Source organism: Brucella pecoris (genome assembly GCF_006376675.1).
Classification (GTDB): Bacteria; Pseudomonadota; Alphaproteobacteria; order Rhizobiales; family Rhizobiaceae; genus Brucella; species Brucella pecoris.
In genome coordinates this window covers 606795-623568 of record NZ_VEWK01000002.1, presented here as the reverse complement: position 1 = coordinate 623568, position 16774 = coordinate 606795, and the positions used below count along the sequence as shown (strand labels likewise).

Here is a 16774-nt window from a genome sequence, read left to right as displayed (position 1 = left end):
CCATTTGCTCAAACTGATCTAGCACACCGGATGTTTCCGTCCGGTGCGCTCTATGTCAACCGTGGATGTCAGTTCTTTTTGACGCGATAGGCCTGATGGCAGGAACCGCAATTGGCGGCGACCTGCTGGAAGGCTGGCTTCAGCGCATCCAGATCCTGTGGTTTGGCGGCCAGTGCTGCAGCAGCATCCGTCTGGAATTTCTCGACATGCTTGACGAAGTCGTCCTTGTTTTCCCAGATTTTCGGCGAAGCTTCGGTATCGCCCTGATCAGAACCTGCTGGGAACAAAGCGTCCACATCGAGCTTCTTGGCATCTGCATCGATCTTTTCCAGCGCGGCAAGCGCGGTGGCGGCGTCAAACGGTTTCTCGCCCTTGATCATGGGTGCAATCGACCCGACCAAACGTCCGAGGTCCTTCATGATGGCCTGACGATCGGCTGTGACATCAGCTTGGGCAACACCGGCGACCATTACCGCTGCAGCGCTGACAGTCAGGAAAAACAAACGCATGCGATCCTCCGCATTTAAAAATTGAACAGACTTCGTCCCTTGGTTCAAATATCCGATACAATCCGGGACATTGCAATCATCGCACCGGTTAAATCCCCAATGCGGCAAGTATCATTTTGAATTTATAGAGATTATTACACAGATTTCACGTTATCGTGAAAAACATGACTGAAATACTATTGTTTTATACTGGGCCGGGTTAAATGATGAAAGACAAAAACAAAAAGGCCCTGGAAACCGGGGCCTTTTCGAGCATGCAAACTTCGATCAGACGAACTGGCCAAGGCCCGGAATTGCGCCAATGACGGCGTCAACCGGTTCATCACCGGCCTTTTCCTTGGCAAAGCGGATGGTTTCCTTGGCTACGCCGGAAATTTCACCCATGCCGAGGCCCGCACCCATGAGCTGGGAGCCGAGACCCATCACGCCGCCCATCAGGCCGGACAGGAAGCCGCCGCCCTTGACCTGGGCAATTGCTTCTTCAGCGCCGGGAAACGCAGCCAGGAGCTTCTGGACCTCGGCTGCCGGGCCTTCCTTCTGCAGAAAGGCGAGGATCATGCCGACTGCCTTTTCTGCCGTTGCCGCATCGATACCGACTTTGGAGGTGATGCGCGCGATCAGTTCTTCCATGGAGACTCTCCCAAAAATCTTACGTTTACGTAATATGCATTCTCGCCTTCGCTTTGCAAGCCGCCATGAGCGAAAATATTAGGGTCAGTATTCATTAGTTAGTGAATATGACGATTTGATCGGTAGTCCCGATCCTCGTTACGCCGTTCGAATTTCCTGCAGTTCAAGTTCATCGATCATGACCTGCCGCATGACGAATTTCTGGATCTTGCCGGTCACAGTCATCGGAAACTGATCCACGAAGCGTATATGGGCCGGAACCTTGTAATGTGCGATCTGCTGCCGGCAATATTCGGCAAGTTCTTCCTCAGTTAGCTCGCCGTCCTTGTGCAGCTTCACCCATGCGCAGATGATTTCGCCGAACTTGCGGTCGGGAATGCCGAAAATCTGGACATCGCTGATCGCGGGATGGGTGAATAGAAACTCCTCGATTTCGCGCGGATAGATGTTCTCGCCGCCGCGAATGATGAGATCCTTGATGCGCCCGACAATGTTGCAATAGCCTTCCTCGTCTATCGTCGCGAGGTCTCCCGTGTGCATCCAGCCCGCATCGTCGATGGCGCCAGCAGAACTTTCCGCATCGTTCCAGTAGCCGCGCATGACGCTGTAGCCGCGTGTTAGCAATTCACCCTTTTCGCCACGCGGAACCACCTTGCCATCCGCATCGACAATCTTCACCTCCAGATGCGGGTGAATGCGCCCGACCGTGGACACGCGCCGCTCCATTGGATCGGTCGTTGAGCTCTGGAAACTGACCGGGCTTGTCTCGGTCATGCCATAGGCGATGGTGATTTCGCTCTGATGCATCTCGCTCACTACACGCCGCATCACTTCGATGGGGCAGGGCGATCCGGCCATGATACCGGTGCGCAGGCTTGAGAGGTTGAAACGGCTGAACTCCGGGTGATCGAGCATCGCAATGAACATTGTCGGCACGCCATGCAGGCCGGTGCATTGCTCTTCCTCGACAGTCTGGAGCGTGAGAAGGGGATCGAAACTGTCGTTGGGGATCACCATGCAGGAACCATGGGTCACGCAGGCAAGATTGCCGAGCACCATGCCGAAGCAATGATAGAACGGTACCGGAATGCAGAGCCGGTCCTGTTCGGAAAGCTGCATCGCCTCGCCGACGAAAAAACCGTTATTGAGGATATTGTGGTGCGAGAGCGTCGCGCCCTTCGGACTGCCGGTCGTGCCGCTGGTGAACTGAATATTGATGGGATCGTCAAACTGTAGTTCTTCGGCAAGCTGCGCCAGTTCTTCGTGCGTGACCTCATCGCCGGATTGGGCAACATCGCCGAAATTCAGCATGCCGGGTGTCTGTTCAGCGCCCAGCCGGATCACGCAGCGCAAAGTGGGAAGCCGCTCCGACATCAGATGACCGGGGCGGGCTTCATCCAGTTCAGGAACGATGCTGCGCAGGATATCGATATAATTGCTGGTCTTCAGTGACGGCGCGAGGATGAGTGCTGCGCATTCGACTTTTGCCAGCACATATTCCAGTTCATGTGCCCGATAGGCCGGGTTGATGTTGACGAGGATCAGGCCCGCCTTTGCGCTTGCAAACTGGGTGAGTATCCATTCGAGATTGTTCGGCGACCAGATACCGAGACGTTCGCCGGGGCGCAGCCCTATGGCGAGAAAGCCTTCGGCAAGTTCGTCAGTCAGTTGTCTGAGTTCGCAATAGGTCAGCCGGACATTCTGGTGCCGGACGATGACGGCCGGCCGCTCGGGATATTTCTCCGCGACCTGGTCGAGATGCCGACCGATCGTATTGCCGATGAGAAGCTTGTCACTCGCACCATGAACATAGCTGGGAACATAGCTGGCCTGCTGCTGCATTTCCGATCCTCCCAAACCGAAGACGATGTGTCGAACGGTGGGAGGATGCCATTCGCAGCGCTTCGTGAAAACCGCAGTTCTTACAATTCGGATTCAGCGCTTGGTGCAACGCACCAGAGTAGCGGCCCCGGCATTGGTGTATTTGCTTTGCATCGTATAGAGCCAGCCCTTGCATTCTGACATACTGCTGAAGCACCGGACACGGTCGATCGGGACCAGCCCGTCGCCGCCGGTAATGAAGGGCGAGTCGTCAACGCCGCTGAACTGGCCGACGATGATGCCGCTGCCTTTTTTCGGCACATTGCAGCGCTGGCCTGCATATTCGCTGACGTCCTTGCGCACCTGCGCCTCAGCCGACATCGGCAGCACGACAAAGCTTGTAACCGCGAGCGATGCGGAAGTGAGAAAAACAGCAATGACCTGACGCAGCATCGAACTCTCCTTAAAAAGAATAGCTATTGAGCAATACTGTAAGATTATAAGCGAAATAGTACACTTTCTCCAATGGAGAAGCATCGCACCTTAAAATCTGGATGCGATGCTTAACGTCGAGGATCAGAGCGTGTCGCCCGCCTTGCCCGTCACCTTGAGCGCGAAGGCATAAGTGTAGGCAACTTCTTCCAGCCGCGAGAAGCGACCAGACGCACCGGCATGGCCCGCATCCATATTGATACGGAACAGGACCGGGTGATCATCGGTCTTGAGTTCACGCAGTCTGGCGACCCATTTGGCAGGCTCCCAGTAAGTGACGCGCGGATCGGTGAGCCCTGCCACGGCCAATATGGCCGGATAAGCTTGACGGCTGACATTATCGTAGGGCGAATAGCCCGCGATGATCCTGTAATCCGCTTCCGAAGTGATCGGATTGCCCCATTCCGGCCATTCCGGCGGGGTCAGCGGCAAGGTGTCGTCCAGCATTGTGTTCAGCACATCGACGAACGGCACTTCTGCGATGATGCCGCCGAACGCATCGGGCGCCATATTGGCAATTGCGCCCATCAGCATGCCGCCTGCGGAACCGCCATGAGCAACGATGCGGTCATGGCTGGTGAAGCCTTCAGCGACAAGGTGCTGCGCGGCGGCAATGAAGTCAGTGAAAGTATTCTCCTTCTTGTCACGCTTGCCGTTTTCGTACCAGGCAAAACCCTTGTCCTTGCCACCACGAATATGGGCAATGGCATAGATGAAGCCGCGATCCACGAGCGACAGCCGCGAGGTGCTGAAGCTTGCGGGAATAGTGATGCCATAGGAACCGTAGCCATAGAGCAGGCAAGGCGCCGAGCCGTCGAGCTTCGTATCCTTGTGATAGAGTAGGGATACCGGCACCAGTTCGCCGTCCGTTGCTTTTGCGAAGATGCGGCGCGTGACATAATCTTGGGCGTTGTGCCCAGAAGGAACTTCCTGCGTCTTCAAAAGCTTCCGCTCGCGCGTGCGCATATTGTAGTCGAAGAGCTGTTCCGGCGTGGTCATGGACGAATAGGAAAAGCGGATCACATCCGTATCATATTCGGCACTGCCGTGAAGACCGAGCGAATAGGCTTCCTCGTCGAAGGCGATGGCGTGTTGCTCGCCGGTCTCGCGATCACGGATCACGATGCGCGGCAGGCCGTTGTCGCGCTCCATCCAGACAAGATGATTCTTGTAGGCGGAGTGCGACAGGATCAGCCGTCCCGACTTTTCCGCTACGACCTCTACCCAGTTTTCCTTCTGCGGCGCTGATGCCGGTGCCTGACAAATCTTGAAATCCTTGGCGCCATCCGCATTGGTCAGGATGTAGAACACATCGCCGCCCGGCGCGATGTCATATTCCGTGCCGGTCTTGCGCTCCATGACGAGCTGCGGCTTCGCCGCCGGATCGTTGGCGGGAAGGAGCCAGCATTCCGACGTTTCATGGTCATGAATATCGATGAAGATATAATCGTCCAGCGCCGAACCGCCGACACCGAGGAAAAAGCCGGGGTCTTTTTCTTCATAGATCAGCCGGTCGTCCGCCTGATCCGTACCGACCTTATGATAGAAAACCTTGGAGGGTCGATGGTTCTCATCGAGCCGCGTATAGAAAAAGCCTTCGCTTTTCGCATCCCAAGCGCCGCCGCCATTGGTATCGGTAACAATGTCCTCAAGGTCTTTCATGGAAGACAGATCGCGGACTTTCAGCTTGTAGAATTCCGATCCCTTGTCGTCATATCCCCAGATCAAAAGCTTGTGATCCGGCGCATGATCGGCCGAAGCGAGGCGAAAATAGGCCTTGTCCCTGCCTTCGACATCGCCGTCAAGAAGGATGGTTTCCGTGCCGCCGTCACGTGGCGTGCGAATGAAATAGGGCTGCTCGCCACCGGTGCGATAGGACACGCCATAGGCGAATGGACCATCCTTGGCGGGAACGGACGAGTCGTCTTCCTTGATGCGAGCGCGCATTTCGGCAAACAGCGTTTTCTGCAGTACTTCCGTGTCGTTCATCAGGGCTGCCTGATAAGCATTCTCTGCTTCCAGATGCGAACGAATTTCGGGGGCCAGAACTGACGGATCTTTGAATACTTCCTGCCAATTGTCTGCGCGCAACCAAGCATAATCGTCAGTGCGTGTGATCCCGTGGCGGGTGTCATTGACCGGATGTTTGGCTGCATGCGGCGGTTGAAGTTGGGAGGAGCTTTGAGACATCCACAATTCCAATGAAAACTGTTTCGATTTGCTGCAAGGCCGGTAAGCCGTGCCTTCTGGCGGGTGATACTGGTATTTATATAGTTGGCCGAAAAGGCGAAAGCGAGTTGATTCCGTTGAAATATATTTGAGCGATGCCTTTTTGAGGCCCGATTCTGCGGCCAAAAGCTACGTAGCGGAAACGTGTTAGTCTTGAGCTTCGTACAAGAAAACTTGAGGGAGAAAACTATTGCTAACACTGGTCGGGCAAATTAAAGGAAGCGCGGCAGTGAACTGCGGCTTCATCCATATCCTTCAATAAATGACAGGGGCGGCGACGCGAACACATCGCGATTCAAAGTTTCCCAATCTTAGCAAGGTTGAGTTCGAGTTTTTCTATTTGCCGATTCAAGAAGAAAGACTTGTCAGTAATGTAATGTGGTTTGACAATTCTATTGCAAATGACATTATCAACTGATATTCGCAGTCGCGAACGGATGGGGCAGAGTTTTGGAATACGTAACGACGATGGCAGGCGGGGATCTCCAGTCGTCGATTACGCAACAATAAGAAGTAAAAAGGAAATCTGATGGAAAATCTGGACACGCACGACGAGAGCGCAGAACTGCTTCTGAGCCTTACTGCAGATGTTGTAGCTGCATATGTCGGCAATAATTCGATTCGCGCTGGTGAATTGCCGCTGCTGATCGCCGAAGTACATGCCGCTTTCAAGCGTCACGTCGAAAGCGAAGAAGCGCCCGTCATCGTTGAGAAGCCGAAGCCTGCCGTCAATCCGAAGAAGTCGGTTCATGATGATTACATCATCTGCCTCGAAGACGGCAAGAAGTTCAAGTCGCTGAAGCGTCACCTGATGACCCATTACAACATGACGCCGGAACAGTACCGCGAAAAGTGGGATCTTGACCCGAATTACCCGATGGTCGCTCCGAACTATGCTGCTGCTCGTTCGCGTCTGGCAAAGAAGATGGGCCTGGGCCGCAAGCCTAAGGAGGCTTAATCGACCTGACTCCCGAGCAGGTTACGCTTCGTCACATCTGTTCTTGTAAGTGTTATCAAAATGGCCGGTATTGTTGAGCTCACGCTTTTCGATACCGGCCATTTTGTTTTTGGGTTTTTAAGAATTTCCGGAAGCTGATGGTCTTTTCAACCGATCCGGTCGAAAGCCTGTTTCAATGCAATGTGCCGGTTCAGGTCATAACTCCAGTGACCGCACGTGCCTTTTAGCCGCTCTTTTTCCATGAGACGTGTGAGGCGCCGTTTGGTGCGTTCCTTCTCCTCTTGCGGTGCTTTGAGAACTTCATCCCGATCGATGCCCGCAATGATCTGCAAAGCAATACGCTGCATGGCCGTTAGTTGATTCTGCTTTTGTCGGACAAAAAATAGTGCGCGGGCATGTTTAAGATCTGCTTCCATGGCGAAAATCCCTCATTTCTCGATACCAGTGAGCATGAGCCACGTGAAATGGCGTTGGATAATATTCCTAGATTTTGCCGGATTTTTCTGTAAAATGGTGATGGATCGCCTTTGATAGAGGCGGGTTAATGCTGTGATGGCAAGGCTTTAGTCTATGTTAGAACTGCCGTAACTAACCAAAGACGGCAATTCATTTTACGAAACTTATCCACACTTGCATTTTCCTCCGTATAAGAAGATATTCCTATTCTGGCGAGGAAAGATGAATGTCTTTGGAACTATCGGATGTCATTCATACGCGGGCGGAAGCTTTCGAAGCGTTGAAGTTGCTTGCGGCGCGGCATGGGCGACGCCTTAGTATCGAAAGGGTGGAGGGCGTCGCCGACCGATCGCGGCAACAGCAGAATATGGTGCTGTGCGATGCCCTTATCGATCTGCTCGTGGCCATGTTCGGTGTTTCCGGTACTGAGCTGCGCTCTCCGTTGCGTTGTAGGCGGGAGGTCGCCCGCATGCGGCAGATCGGCATGTATGTCGCGCATACAGCTTTCGGCATGGCGATGCGTGAAGTGGCCACCGGATTTGCGCGGGACCGGACAACTGTGATGCATGCCTGCCATCTGGTGGAAGACATGCGCGACGATACCGAATTCGATGCAATCGTCTCGACATTCGAGCGGATTGCGCAAAGTGCTTTCACGGCCTGGAGGTTGGCGGCATGACCAAGCAGTTGTCGGTGTCTGAAGCGAGAATCATGCGCTTTTTGAAGAATGGAGGCTGCGAGGTTCAGGATTCGGTTCGCGCTACGCATGTGTTGCTCGCCACGGATCAGGGGACCATCGCCGCTTCCCGTGCCGAACTGGAGGTCATGCAGAAGAAGGGGTTGCTGTGCTGGGACGAGGAGCGTCTTGTTGCATCGCGGCATTGCGCAAAGCGGTCGAAGGAGGACGGCAAGCCGTTACCCCGTCTGGCAGGAAACACGCAGACCATCGAGTACCTGCAGGGCGAAAGGGTCGAAATCAACCTGGAAGAATCGCCGCTCGCCATGCTCTACAGACGCAAGAATGCGAACGGTTCTACCTTCATCTCGGAAAACGAGTTTCTTGCCGGTGAAAGGCTGCGCGCCGACTTCACGCGCGGATCGCTGATGCCGTCTGTGACAATGCGCTGGGATACCAGTGTCGGAGGCGGGCGCAGCGGGCCGGGCGGCATGGCCGAGCTGACCGATATTGCACTTGCCAGCCGTATCCGTGTCGAGCGGGCGCTGGAGGCGGTCGGGCCGGAACTGAACGGCGTTCTGGTCGATATCTGCTGCTTCCTGAAAGGTCTTGAAACCGTGGAGCGCGAGCGGCAATGGCCCGTGCGTTCGGCCAAGATGCTGCTCAAGGTCGGTCTGGCCACGCTGCACAGGCATTATAACCCTCAACTGGAAAAGGAACGGGGCAGAGGCGCGGTCCTGCATTGGGGAACCGACGACTATCGACCGCAGATGCGACCACAGACTATATGAGGTGACACCCTCATTGACACCTTTCGGGGGTGGGGCTATCGCCTCTTTCTCAAAGGGACTTTGTACCCGTTGGGGAAGTGGGGAGAAATCACATGAATTCGGTACGGGATCGACTGGAAAGCATCCTGTCGCGACTGGAAGCGCGAGCTAGGAGCGAGCGTGTTTTCAGCAAAGTCTATGCACAACAGGCGCGGGCCGAGGCGGATGCAGCCGATGCGCGTCTTCGTGACAGACGTGCGCTCGGACCGCTCGACGGGCGTATTGTTTCGATCAAGGACCTTTTCGACGTTGCCGGAGAGCCGACGCTTGCCGGTTCGGTTGTTCGCCGCGCCGCTGCCCCGGCGACACGGGATGCCGCGATTGTCCGGCGTCTGCGCGACGCGGGAGCGGTTATCGTCGGCAAAACCCACATGACGGAATTCGCCTTCACGCCGGTCGGCCTCAATCCGCATTATGGCGAGCCGGGCAATGCCATTGATCCCACGCGCGTTGCGGGCGGGTCGTCGTCGGGCGCTGCCGTCTCGGCGGCAGAAGGTACAAGCGAAATCGCCATCGGTTCGGATACGGGCGGATCGGTGCGTATTCCGGCAGCGTTGAACGGTATTGTCGGTTTCAAGCCGACCGCCCGGCGCATTCCGCTTGACGGTGTATTTCCGCTGGCGCCGTCGCTCGATTCCATCGGTCCGCTGACGAGGACGGTGGCCGATGCCATTATCACCGATGCGGTCATGGCGGGTGAAACGCCAGTGTTGCCGGACGCCTTGCCGCTCAAAGGGCTGCGCGTCGCGCTGCCGAAGGGCTATCTTCTGGCCGATATGGAGCCGGATGTCGCAAAGCACTTCGAGGCGTCAGTCGCGCTTCTCGAAAAGGCGGGAGCGATCATTGCGGACCTGGAGGTCGATGACCTGATCCAGCGCCTGCGCGAAGTAACACGTGTCGGTTCCATCGCCGGGATCGAGGCAAGCCATGTCCACGCATCGACCTGGCTTGGCGATCCGGATGCCAATGTTGATATCCGTGTGAAGCGCCCGCTGTCCGTCCGCATCAAGGTGCCGATGGAAACCTATCGCGGAATCATGGAAACGCGCGCCACGCTTGTTCGTGAGATGGATGAGCGCCTGAGCGGCTTCGATATGTTTGTAACGCCGACCACGCCGATTGTTGCGCCGACGATTGCCTCGGTCAGTAACGATGAAGCTGAATATGATCGTGTGGAGGGATTGCTCCTGCGTGATACGCAGGTTGGAAACCAGTTTGACCTCTGTAGCATCAGCATACCGATGCCCGGCATGACACTGCCGACCGGTTTCATGCTCAGCGCACGTGGCGGTACCGACAACAGGCTGCTGGCAGCAGCCCTGTCGGTCGAGAAACTGTTAGGCTGATTCTTTCGCCAGCTCCGCTTCACGGCGAATGCGTGCCACCATGGCACGCAGGCCGTTGGAGCGCTGCGGCGTCAGATGTTCGTCAAGACCAAGCTTTTTCAGAATGGCTTCCGGGTCCACGGCGAGAATTTCCGAAGCCTTGTGGCCCGAATAAAGCGCCAGCACGATGGCCACCAGACCGCGCACGATATGCGCATCGGAATCGCCCAGAAACTCGATGACCGGATCGTTGCCGCTTTGCGGCAACGTCTTCAGCCAGACCTGGCTGACACAGCCCTTAACCTTGTGCGCCGCATCGCGCGCATCGTCGGGATAGAGTGGTAGCTCCTTGCCGAGATCGATGACATAGCGATAGCGGTCTTCCCAATCGTCGAGAAATTCGAAATCGGACATGATGCTATCGATGGTCGTGGTCATGGTATTCGCCTGAAAGAAGTTTCTTGCCGCTTATATAGTCATGAAACGCCGCAAGGTCACGGAAAACTCGAGCGCATCCCGAAAAGTGTGAAACGGTTTTCGGATAAGATGCGCGTTAAAAAAGCGCTCTAGCGTGTAATCGCGCCGGTCGAGTGGCGGTCCAGTGCGCGCAGGGCTTCTTCCCGCGATGTCGGGATGGGAATGCCGGTCGCGGCCTGTACAGGTTCGGCGGTTGTTGGCTCCGCTTTTGCAGGTGATTGCGGCTTGGTGCCGAAGCGGTCGCTTAGATATTCGAGGGCAGCGCGGCTTCCTTCCAGAAGGCCGCTTCCGGCGCTGGAAACAAGCGATGTTCCGTTCTGGCAGAAAGACGGATTATCGATGCACAGCTTGCCCAGTTCCACGGCGGTTTTGCCATTGGCAAGAAGCTGGTCGATTGAATCCGGCTCGCGCTTTGTCTCGGCAAGGGCTGGTTTCTCCTGCGGCTTGTTTTGCTCATCCGCAGCGAAGAAGTGCGGCATCACGATGAATGCCAACGACAACCAGAATACGGATTTGAGGAGAAAACGGATCATTGCCTTCTTGCTGTTAAGAGCCTTTGGTTTGCGCCAATGTCGGATGAATTCGAAAAGATTCCGTAACTGAACGATTCATAATGCGACCATTGAACGTCAGAATTGTGTGATCGTGGTAGTTTCACCCACCTGATCGCTACTCTCTGTTTACCATAGGCAGAAAAGCAGACCCGGCGCGTCACTTATCCGCTTTGGACGGTCCCGTTTTATCGTTTCTTTAAAGCCTCGGCTGCAATCTGTTGCTGGCTGGAAGAGTGTCGTCACGGCGAACGGTTTTCCGGTTTCGATCATGCAAGAGTATTGAGTGAGTACGGCACGTTGAACGCCATTCTTTTGAAAACAGCCGATGCCGCCCGCACCAGCGTGCAGGCGATCAGCCGTTTTTTCGAACGTTTCTGCCGCCGCTGGGTATCCAATCCCGATGCGGCCTCCATACGTGTCATCGGTTCGGTCATCACCGTGCCGGTCCTGCTTTGTGCCGCCTTGCTTGCTTCCGCTGTAACACCCGGCTTTACGGAATTTGCGATTCTCAGCGTCAGCTTTGCAGGCATCGCCATGATCCTTTGTGCGCTGTCGCTGATGGGCGTCGCTGCGCCTGCTCTGGCTGGCCTGAACTTCGCTGCCTATGGCGCGGGTCTTGCCGCTATCGGCGCCTTTTCGTCCGGCAATGCGGTTCTGTGGCTGATGGCAGCCGCTCTGCCGCTTGAGGTCTGGTTTGTGACCCGCAAGCCCGGCGCTGCCGCAGCAGGTGCTGCATTCGCGGCCATGATTCTCGGCTATTTTGCGACGGCAAGCGGTGGTGCCATTTCCGGCGGCAGCTATGTGTCCGTCGCTGTTCTCGTATTCTATGCGGCGAGCCTTGTTGCGCGTGGCTTTGCGAGTGCCTCCAAGCCCGCGCAGATCAATGTCAGCGCGCCGCAAGTCGCAATTGCTGCAGGCGACGTGCAGTTTGGTCTCGATTCGGATGGCGTGGTGTCTTCGGTCGATATGAATTCGGCGAAGCTTCTGGGCGTACAGCCTAAAATGCTGGAAGGTACTGCCCTGATCGACCGCGTTCATGTGGCTGACCGTGTGCAGTATCTTTCGCTTCTGGCCGATCTTCGTGCGGGCACTGCTTCGCGCAAGATCGATGTGCGCCTGCGTTCCATCGAAGATGGCAATATGCTCTTCCGCACCTATCGCCTTGAGGGGGCTGCAAGCGCCCACGCCATTACGCTGATCGGCCGTTCGCTCGAAGGGGAGCAGAAGCTTCTGGACGAGATCGCAACGCTGAAAGCGGAACTGGAATCAGAGCGTATCGGCAAGGGCCGCCTGCTTGCCGCCGTCAGCCATGAGCTGCGGACGCCACTCAATTCGATCATCGGCTTTTCCGATATGCTGTCGCATGAAATGGGCGGGAAGCTCGCCAATGAGAAGCAGCGCGAATATGCGGGCCTCATTCACCAGTCCGGCCACTATCTGCTGGAACTTGTGAACGCGGTTCTCGACAATTCGCGTCTGGAAACCGGCAATTACAGCATCGACCCGCAGCACTTCGCTTTTCTCGAGGCGGCCGAAATGTGCACCGCCGTCATGCTGCCGCAGGCTGAAAAGAAAGGCGTTGCCTTCTGCCATCGCGTCGGCACCGGCATTGGTGAACTGGTAGCGGATCGTCGGGCCGTCCAGCAGATTCTGCTCAACCTGGCCGGAAATGCGGTGAAGTTTACGCAAAGCGGTGGCTGCGTCACCATCGATGCGACCCGCGTGATGACTGACGGTCGCCCGATGCTGGAAATCAGCGTGTCGGATACGGGCATCGGAATCGAACCGGAAGATATGCAGCGCATTGGCACGCCGTTTGTGCGTGCCGACAATAACTATACGCGCGCACAGGAGGGAAGCGGCCTCGGACTTTCGGTGGTCAAGGGGCTGGTGGAATTGCATCAGGGAACGATGCTGCTGAAAAGCTGCCCCGGCGAAGGCACGATCGTCACGATCCGCCTTCCGGTGGCAGGTCCGCAATTTGTCATGGGAGAAGACGAATATCAGGAACTTGGCACGGTGATCGATATTCATCGTCACCAGGGGGAAAGGCTTAATGACTGGCAGAACGACGAAATCCGGGAGCAGAAAAATGCGCAAACCCGCAAAACGGCGTAGTCTCGGATCGCGGCTCCTCCGCTCCTTCTTTACATCGGCTTCGGTGCTGGCGATTGCTGCCGGAGATTTCATCGTCCGCAACCCCGTCCTGACCGGCGGGGCAACAGCGTTTCTGGTGGTGATGAGTTTCGTCTCTGCGAATGCGCTTTGGTATCAGCCGGAGGCGCACAACGCCGTGTTCTTCCGCACCAGACCGGATTTCGTGTTCAAACCGACGCCGCGCGCAGTCCTGCCGGGAACAGCAGCAAGCGACAGCGTGCCGAAATCGACCGGAACTGCTTCTGTCGAACCCGTAAACAATGAGGCGGCCCCGACGCTGGAGGCGGCCAGCCTGTCTGCAGACCGGCTGAATATGAGCGCGTCGGTTGACGACATGCTGCCGGCACTTGCGCCCAATGCCGATCTTGAAATCGCACGTCTGCAGCAGAGGCTGTCGACGCTTGGTGTCTACAAGGGGCCGGTGGATGGTTTCACCGGGCCACAGACTCGCGAAGCAGTGGAGCGCTGGCGCGCCCTGCAGCAAAAGCTTGGCGTGCAGGAGGCAAACATCCCCGCGCAATTGCGGGCCGGTGTACAAAACAGTGTCCCGGCTCAGGACGAGGTTGCCAAAGCCATCGAGGTCGCGGTTCCGACGCCGCGTCCGCAGCCCGCGGTCTTGAAGACGGAAACGGATTCAAAGCCGAAACCCGCTCTCGCATCTTATGAAAAACCGGCACCGAAAAAGCAGGTGGCAGTAACGCCTGCCGTACAATCGGGGAAAGTGACCTCACAGGATATTATTCGCGTGCAGGCCGGGTTGAAGGCATTCGGCAATGACACCGTGCCGGTGACCGGTCAGCCGGGCAAGACGACACAGGAAGCTGTGCGCGAATTCCAGAAACTGTTCAGCATGCCTGTGACCGGCGAAATCGACGCGACACTCATCGCGAAGATGCGCGAGATCGGCCTTATAAGCTGATGGGTTCCCGATGCGCCTGACATCCGATTTCTGGGTTTCGGCATTGATCCGCAAGGTGCAGGGCGCGGGTGGCTTTGCCTATCTCGCCCGCCGCGGTTCACCGGAGGCGGGCGCCATCTTCATCAAGGTAAGCTCGCGCTTCGGCACCTGCGATCTATATTCGCCTGCACCGCAAACCTCTTATGAAGAGGATAATGACGGGGAGCGCATGTTTCTGCGCATTCTTCACGACGCCGATGACATGGCGGCAAGCGACCGCATGGCGCGGGAAACCCGCTTCGACCCGGACCTGTGGCTGGTCGAACTGGAAGACATTGCCGATGCGTCGGAACTGTTCTCGATTTCGCAGGACGGAGAAGCGTACTGAAACGCTAATCGGTACAGGCTATTTCACGGATCGCTGAAGCGATGGGTGATCGGAATTGGCGGCATCCACGAGCGGGGTGTCGTCTTCGGATTCGGCCATTTCACGCAGTTTGCCGCGCAGCATGGCCGACATGTCTTCCGCCTTCCAGCGCCGCACGAGCGCCATCGCCTTTTCGCGGTCGATGGAGCGATAAATATGCACAAACTCTCGCAGGCTATCGCGATTGGTGTCGATAGGGCCCAGAATGGCCGTCATGACGAGATAGCATTCCGCAGGCGACAGTCCGAGCGCTTTGAGCGCAATCGGCAGGTGCGAATCCGGCCACTGTCCGATGATCGCGTCGGACCGTTCGAAGGACAGGTCGAGCGCATCGGCCAGCGCATTGCGGAAAAACTGGCTATCGATCAGAAGCGCGGTATCGATGAGATGCTGCGAGCCGGTGATGGCGCCTGCCTCGAAGAAAGGCTGTTGCAGGGCGCGCGCCAGCCGTTCGGAACTGTCTTCCTTCATCAGCGGTGTGCTGGCTGCGGAAAGATCAGGCACGTCCGGTCTTTCGAGCGGTTCGGCCTCGATATTGGCGAGGTTTTCCTGAAGCGTCAGTGTGCGGTCGATGACCGGATCGGCAAAACTGCGCAGCACGCCTTGCAGAAGAACGTCGCCGGACTGGCGCCGCGCAATGGCGCGCGCATGGGCAAGACCGTTTTTGCCGATGATTTCGACGAGGTCGGAAGGGCGTAGAAGGGGAGAGCGCAGCAAAATAGGCGCGGAGATTTCGACGGGCTCGTCAGCCAGTGCCAGAATGAGACGACGGGGCGCGTCCTCCAATTGTGCCAGCGCATTGGCTGCGTGTCGCTTGCCTCGGGTGGAAGCGCATTGGAGAAGCGGCATGGCAAGATCATCAAGCTGCTGCATATCCTGCCGTCCGGGGCGCATGATACCCGCAAACGCCGAAATCGCGGCCGCCAGAAGGTCGTCCGCCTTGGCTTTCCCCGCTTTTGAATTCGACGGGCTCCGGTGGCCTGAAATATCCTCCAGGGCGCGGAACTGTTCATTTGTCACGCAGAATACTCCGGTAGGCACACAACTCGCCCGCCCCAAATTGCAGATCACGAATCCGGCAGCAGCCGGTTGGCGTGGAAATGCTCCCCGCATGGGTCGGTGTTCCGAATAGTAGCGATGAAGCCTTAGCAACTCATTAACCGTGCCATAAAGACACGCCATTGGCTTCGGTTTTCAGAGCCCTTCGAAGGGCGCGCATTGTGCGTCGTTGAAGAAGCGCCGCACTTCCGTGTCCCAAGTCACATCAGGCACGAAAACACGCAGCACGGCGGCACCTTCGCCGATATTCTGCTCGATCAGGATTGAACGGGCGTCAGCCTGCGTTCCATCTGAACGCAGGCTTGCCATGCCGATCGGGTCGGCACCAACAATCAGGTCGAGCTTGCGTTCGTTGGAAACGCTGTCGTTCAGGCTATAGAGATTGTCCCCATTCGGCGCATAGATCGACAGCGACCAATAGGGCACATTTGCTCCTGTCGTGATGTGTACGGGGCCATCGGCGAGATCGAAGCGGCAGGTGGCTTGCTGGACGAGCGGATCGCTGTCACTGACCGGGCCGGTTTTCTCGTCCAGCCGGTGGAAACGGTATGGCTCGCTTCCAGCTTCGATCCGTGACCATGCGTTCTTGTCTGAATAGAAGGGAACGAGGAAAAGAACCGCGATATGAACAATCGCAGCGCCCACGATGCCGAGGAGAAGGAGGTGGACAATTCTAGCCACGGCACGCTCCCTTGTTTGCACCCGCGATACGAGCGAGGCCTGGCATCACCAGATCAGAGAGCCCGGAGGATGATGCGGCAGGCGTGTCGTAGAGCGTCATGACTAGAACGAAGTCGCCGCTGCCTTCGACTGGTAACCAGTTGCCCGGTGCTGCATCGGGGCCGATTGTGATCGTGACGCTGCCGTCATCGCCGTAAAGCACTTCGCGGGAATGTAATGCTTCCTGCAATCCTTCGCGCGGCTTAATCGGCTCGAGATCAGGCGTGGCGGGGTAGAGGGTCCAGAAGCGGGCAGGCGGGGTCATGCCGTTCAGGCGATAGGTACAACCGCGCTGCAGCGTGCGCCCGCTATTGTCGCTGCGCGCATAGAAGGGAAGACCTTCTGCAGTTCCGAGCGGCAGATAGGCTTTGCGAGCTGCGCGGGCCTTGGAATAGGGGTCGGCATCGGGCGTGCCCGCTGCGGGATAGGCACCCCAGACCCCGACACGGAGTTCACCGAAACCCTCAAAGCGGTCGAGAACCTTGTCGACGCTCCAGATGCCGCCGCCCAGCGCCAGCACAAGCACAATCGCCGTGTTGAATATCCTCTTGAACAT

18 protein-coding genes are annotated in these 16774 nt (G+C 56.8%); 7 read left to right on the top strand and 11 right to left on the bottom strand.

From position 1 onward, the window contains the following. Positions 1 to 68: 68 nt before the first annotated feature. The 5 genes from FIB18_RS06390 to FIB18_RS06370 all read right to left on the bottom strand — a co-directional run bounded on the left by FIB18_RS06390 (position 69) and on the right by FIB18_RS06370 (position 5642). A complete protein-coding gene (locus tag FIB18_RS06390) occupies positions 69 to 509 on the bottom strand; it encodes a c-type cytochrome (RefSeq protein WP_140019905.1) in 441 nt (146 codons plus the stop codon). A 267-nt stretch (positions 510 to 776) separates the two neighbouring features. Continuing rightward, entirely contained in the window at positions 777 to 1139 is a 363-nt protein-coding gene (locus FIB18_RS06385; protein WP_010661572.1) for a DUF2267 domain-containing protein, read from the bottom strand. Between the two features lie 138 nt (positions 1140 to 1277). Further along, a complete protein-coding gene (locus FIB18_RS06380) occupies positions 1278 to 2981 on the bottom strand; it encodes an AMP-binding protein (RefSeq protein ID WP_140019904.1) in 1704 nt (567 codons plus the stop codon). Between the two features lie 93 nt (positions 2982 to 3074). After that, positions 3075 to 3413, bottom strand: a complete 339-nt coding sequence (locus tag FIB18_RS06375) for a hypothetical protein (RefSeq protein WP_140019903.1) — start codon at positions 3411 to 3413, stop codon at positions 3075 to 3077. A gap of 123 nt (positions 3414 to 3536) precedes the next feature. Continuing rightward, positions 3537 to 5642, bottom strand: coding sequence for a S9 family peptidase (locus FIB18_RS06370; protein WP_140019902.1), 2106 nt, complete (start codon positions 5640 to 5642; stop codon positions 3537 to 3539). A 568-nt stretch (positions 5643 to 6210) separates the two neighbouring features. On the opposite strand from FIB18_RS06370, the gene FIB18_RS06365 reads away from it, so the two are divergent. After that, positions 6211 to 6639 carry a MucR family transcriptional regulator gene (locus FIB18_RS06365; RefSeq protein WP_140019901.1) on the top strand — a complete coding sequence of 143 codons (429 nt, stop codon included), beginning with the start codon at positions 6211 to 6213 and terminating at the stop codon, positions 6637 to 6639. Between the two features lie 146 nt (positions 6640 to 6785). On the opposite strand, the gene FIB18_RS06360 is transcribed toward FIB18_RS06365, so the two are convergent. After that, a complete protein-coding gene (locus FIB18_RS06360; RefSeq protein ID WP_140019900.1) occupies positions 6786 to 7055 on the bottom strand; it encodes a cytoplasmic protein in 270 nt (89 codons plus the stop codon). A 272-nt stretch (positions 7056 to 7327) separates the two neighbouring features. Between FIB18_RS06360 and FIB18_RS06355 the strand changes: the two genes are divergently transcribed. The 3 genes from FIB18_RS06355 (at position 7328) to FIB18_RS06345 (ending at position 9947) form a co-directional block, all read left to right on the top strand. After that, positions 7328 to 7774 carry a helix-turn-helix domain-containing protein gene (locus tag FIB18_RS06355; protein ID WP_140019955.1) on the top strand — a complete coding sequence of 149 codons (447 nt, stop codon included), beginning with the start codon at positions 7328 to 7330 and terminating at the stop codon, positions 7772 to 7774. Continuing rightward, positions 7771 to 8562 carry a DUF6456 domain-containing protein gene (locus tag FIB18_RS06350; protein WP_140019899.1) on the top strand — a complete coding sequence of 264 codons (792 nt, stop codon included), beginning with the start codon at positions 7771 to 7773 and terminating at the stop codon, positions 8560 to 8562. The genes FIB18_RS06355 and FIB18_RS06350 overlap by 4 nt, the downstream gene beginning before the upstream one ends. Before the next feature lie 92 nt (positions 8563 to 8654). Further along, positions 8655 to 9947: an amidase gene (locus FIB18_RS06345; RefSeq protein WP_140019898.1), complete on the top strand. Its 1293-nt coding sequence runs from the start codon at positions 8655 to 8657 to the stop codon at positions 9945 to 9947. Here the strand turns inward: FIB18_RS06345 and FIB18_RS06340 are convergent. Together FIB18_RS06340 and FIB18_RS06335 are read right to left on the bottom strand one after the other, a co-directional pair. Further along, a complete protein-coding gene (locus FIB18_RS06340; RefSeq protein ID WP_140019897.1) occupies positions 9939 to 10364 on the bottom strand; it encodes a SufE family protein in 426 nt (141 codons plus the stop codon). The genes FIB18_RS06345 and FIB18_RS06340 overlap by 9 nt on opposite strands. Before the next feature lie 128 nt (positions 10365 to 10492). Then, positions 10493 to 10936 carry a hypothetical protein gene (locus FIB18_RS06335; protein WP_140019896.1) on the bottom strand — a complete coding sequence of 148 codons (444 nt, stop codon included), beginning with the start codon at positions 10934 to 10936 and terminating at the stop codon, positions 10493 to 10495. Positions 10937 to 11254: 318 nt separating this feature from the next. Between FIB18_RS06335 and FIB18_RS06330 the strand changes: the two genes are divergently transcribed. Genes FIB18_RS06330 through FIB18_RS06320 form a run of 3 tightly spaced genes read left to right on the top strand, consistent with a single transcriptional unit; the run spans position 11255 to position 14400 of the window. Beyond that, a complete protein-coding gene (locus FIB18_RS06330) occupies positions 11255 to 13075 on the top strand; it encodes a sensor histidine kinase (protein WP_140019954.1) in 1821 nt (606 codons plus the stop codon). Beyond that, positions 13050 to 14033 carry a peptidoglycan-binding domain-containing protein gene (locus FIB18_RS06325; RefSeq protein ID WP_140019895.1) on the top strand — a complete coding sequence of 328 codons (984 nt, stop codon included), beginning with the start codon at positions 13050 to 13052 and terminating at the stop codon, positions 14031 to 14033. Before FIB18_RS06330 ends, FIB18_RS06325 begins: the two co-directional genes overlap by 26 nt. Positions 14034 to 14043: 10 nt before the next feature. Next, positions 14044 to 14400 (top strand): DUF1491 family protein, encoded by a 357-nt coding sequence (locus tag FIB18_RS06320; protein WP_140019894.1) that lies wholly within the window; start codon positions 14044 to 14046, stop codon positions 14398 to 14400. Between the two features lie 18 nt (positions 14401 to 14418). Here the strand turns inward: FIB18_RS06320 and FIB18_RS06315 are convergent, their stop codons facing one another. From FIB18_RS06315 to FIB18_RS06305, 3 genes are all read right to left on the bottom strand, one after another. Beyond that, positions 14419 to 15459 carry a DUF2336 domain-containing protein gene (locus tag FIB18_RS06315; RefSeq protein ID WP_140019893.1) on the bottom strand — a complete coding sequence of 347 codons (1041 nt, stop codon included), beginning with the start codon at positions 15457 to 15459 and terminating at the stop codon, positions 14419 to 14421. Positions 15460 to 15633: 174 nt separating this feature from the next. Next, on the bottom strand, positions 15634 to 16179 hold the full coding sequence (locus FIB18_RS06310; RefSeq protein ID WP_140019892.1) for a DUF1254 domain-containing protein: 546 nt from the start codon (positions 16177 to 16179) through the stop codon (positions 15634 to 15636). Beyond that, positions 16172 to 16774: a DUF1214 domain-containing protein gene (locus FIB18_RS06305; RefSeq protein WP_140019891.1), complete on the bottom strand. Its 603-nt coding sequence runs from the start codon at positions 16772 to 16774 to the stop codon at positions 16172 to 16174. The genes FIB18_RS06310 and FIB18_RS06305 overlap by 8 nt, the downstream gene beginning before the upstream one ends.

Coding starts and splice junctions, on each gene's coding strand:
- FIB18_RS06390 (WP_140019905.1), bottom strand. CDS start 509: ATGCGTTTGTTTTTCCTGACTGTCAGCGCTGCAGCGGTAATGGTCGCC.
- FIB18_RS06385 (WP_010661572.1), bottom strand. CDS start 1,139: ATGGAAGAACTGATCGCGCGCATCACCTCCAAAGTCGGTATCGATGCG.
- FIB18_RS06380 (WP_140019904.1), bottom strand. CDS start 2,981: ATGCAGCAGCAGGCCAGCTATGTTCCCAGCTATGTTCATGGTGCGAGT.
- FIB18_RS06375 (WP_140019903.1), bottom strand. CDS start 3,413: ATGCTGCGTCAGGTCATTGCTGTTTTTCTCACTTCCGCATCGCTCGCG.
- FIB18_RS06370 (WP_140019902.1), bottom strand. CDS start 5,642: ATGTCTCAAAGCTCCTCCCAACTTCAACCGCCGCATGCAGCCAAACAT.
- FIB18_RS06365 (WP_140019901.1), top strand. CDS start 6,211: ATGGAAAATCTGGACACGCACGACGAGAGCGCAGAACTGCTTCTGAGC.
- FIB18_RS06360 (WP_140019900.1), bottom strand. CDS start 7,055: ATGGAAGCAGATCTTAAACATGCCCGCGCACTATTTTTTGTCCGACAA.
- FIB18_RS06350 (WP_140019899.1), top strand. CDS start 7,771: ATGACCAAGCAGTTGTCGGTGTCTGAAGCGAGAATCATGCGCTTTTTG.
- FIB18_RS06345 (WP_140019898.1), top strand. CDS start 8,655: ATGAATTCGGTACGGGATCGACTGGAAAGCATCCTGTCGCGACTGGAA.
- FIB18_RS06340 (WP_140019897.1), bottom strand. CDS start 10,364: ATGACCACGACCATCGATAGCATCATGTCCGATTTCGAATTTCTCGAC.
- FIB18_RS06335 (WP_140019896.1), bottom strand. CDS start 10,936: ATGATCCGTTTTCTCCTCAAATCCGTATTCTGGTTGTCGTTGGCATTC.
- FIB18_RS06325 (WP_140019895.1), top strand. CDS start 13,050: ATGCGCAAACCCGCAAAACGGCGTAGTCTCGGATCGCGGCTCCTCCGC.
- FIB18_RS06320 (WP_140019894.1), top strand. CDS start 14,044: ATGCGCCTGACATCCGATTTCTGGGTTTCGGCATTGATCCGCAAGGTG.
- FIB18_RS06305 (WP_140019891.1), bottom strand. CDS start 16,774: ATGTTCAAGAGGATATTCAACACGGCGATTGTGCTTGTGCTGGCGCTG.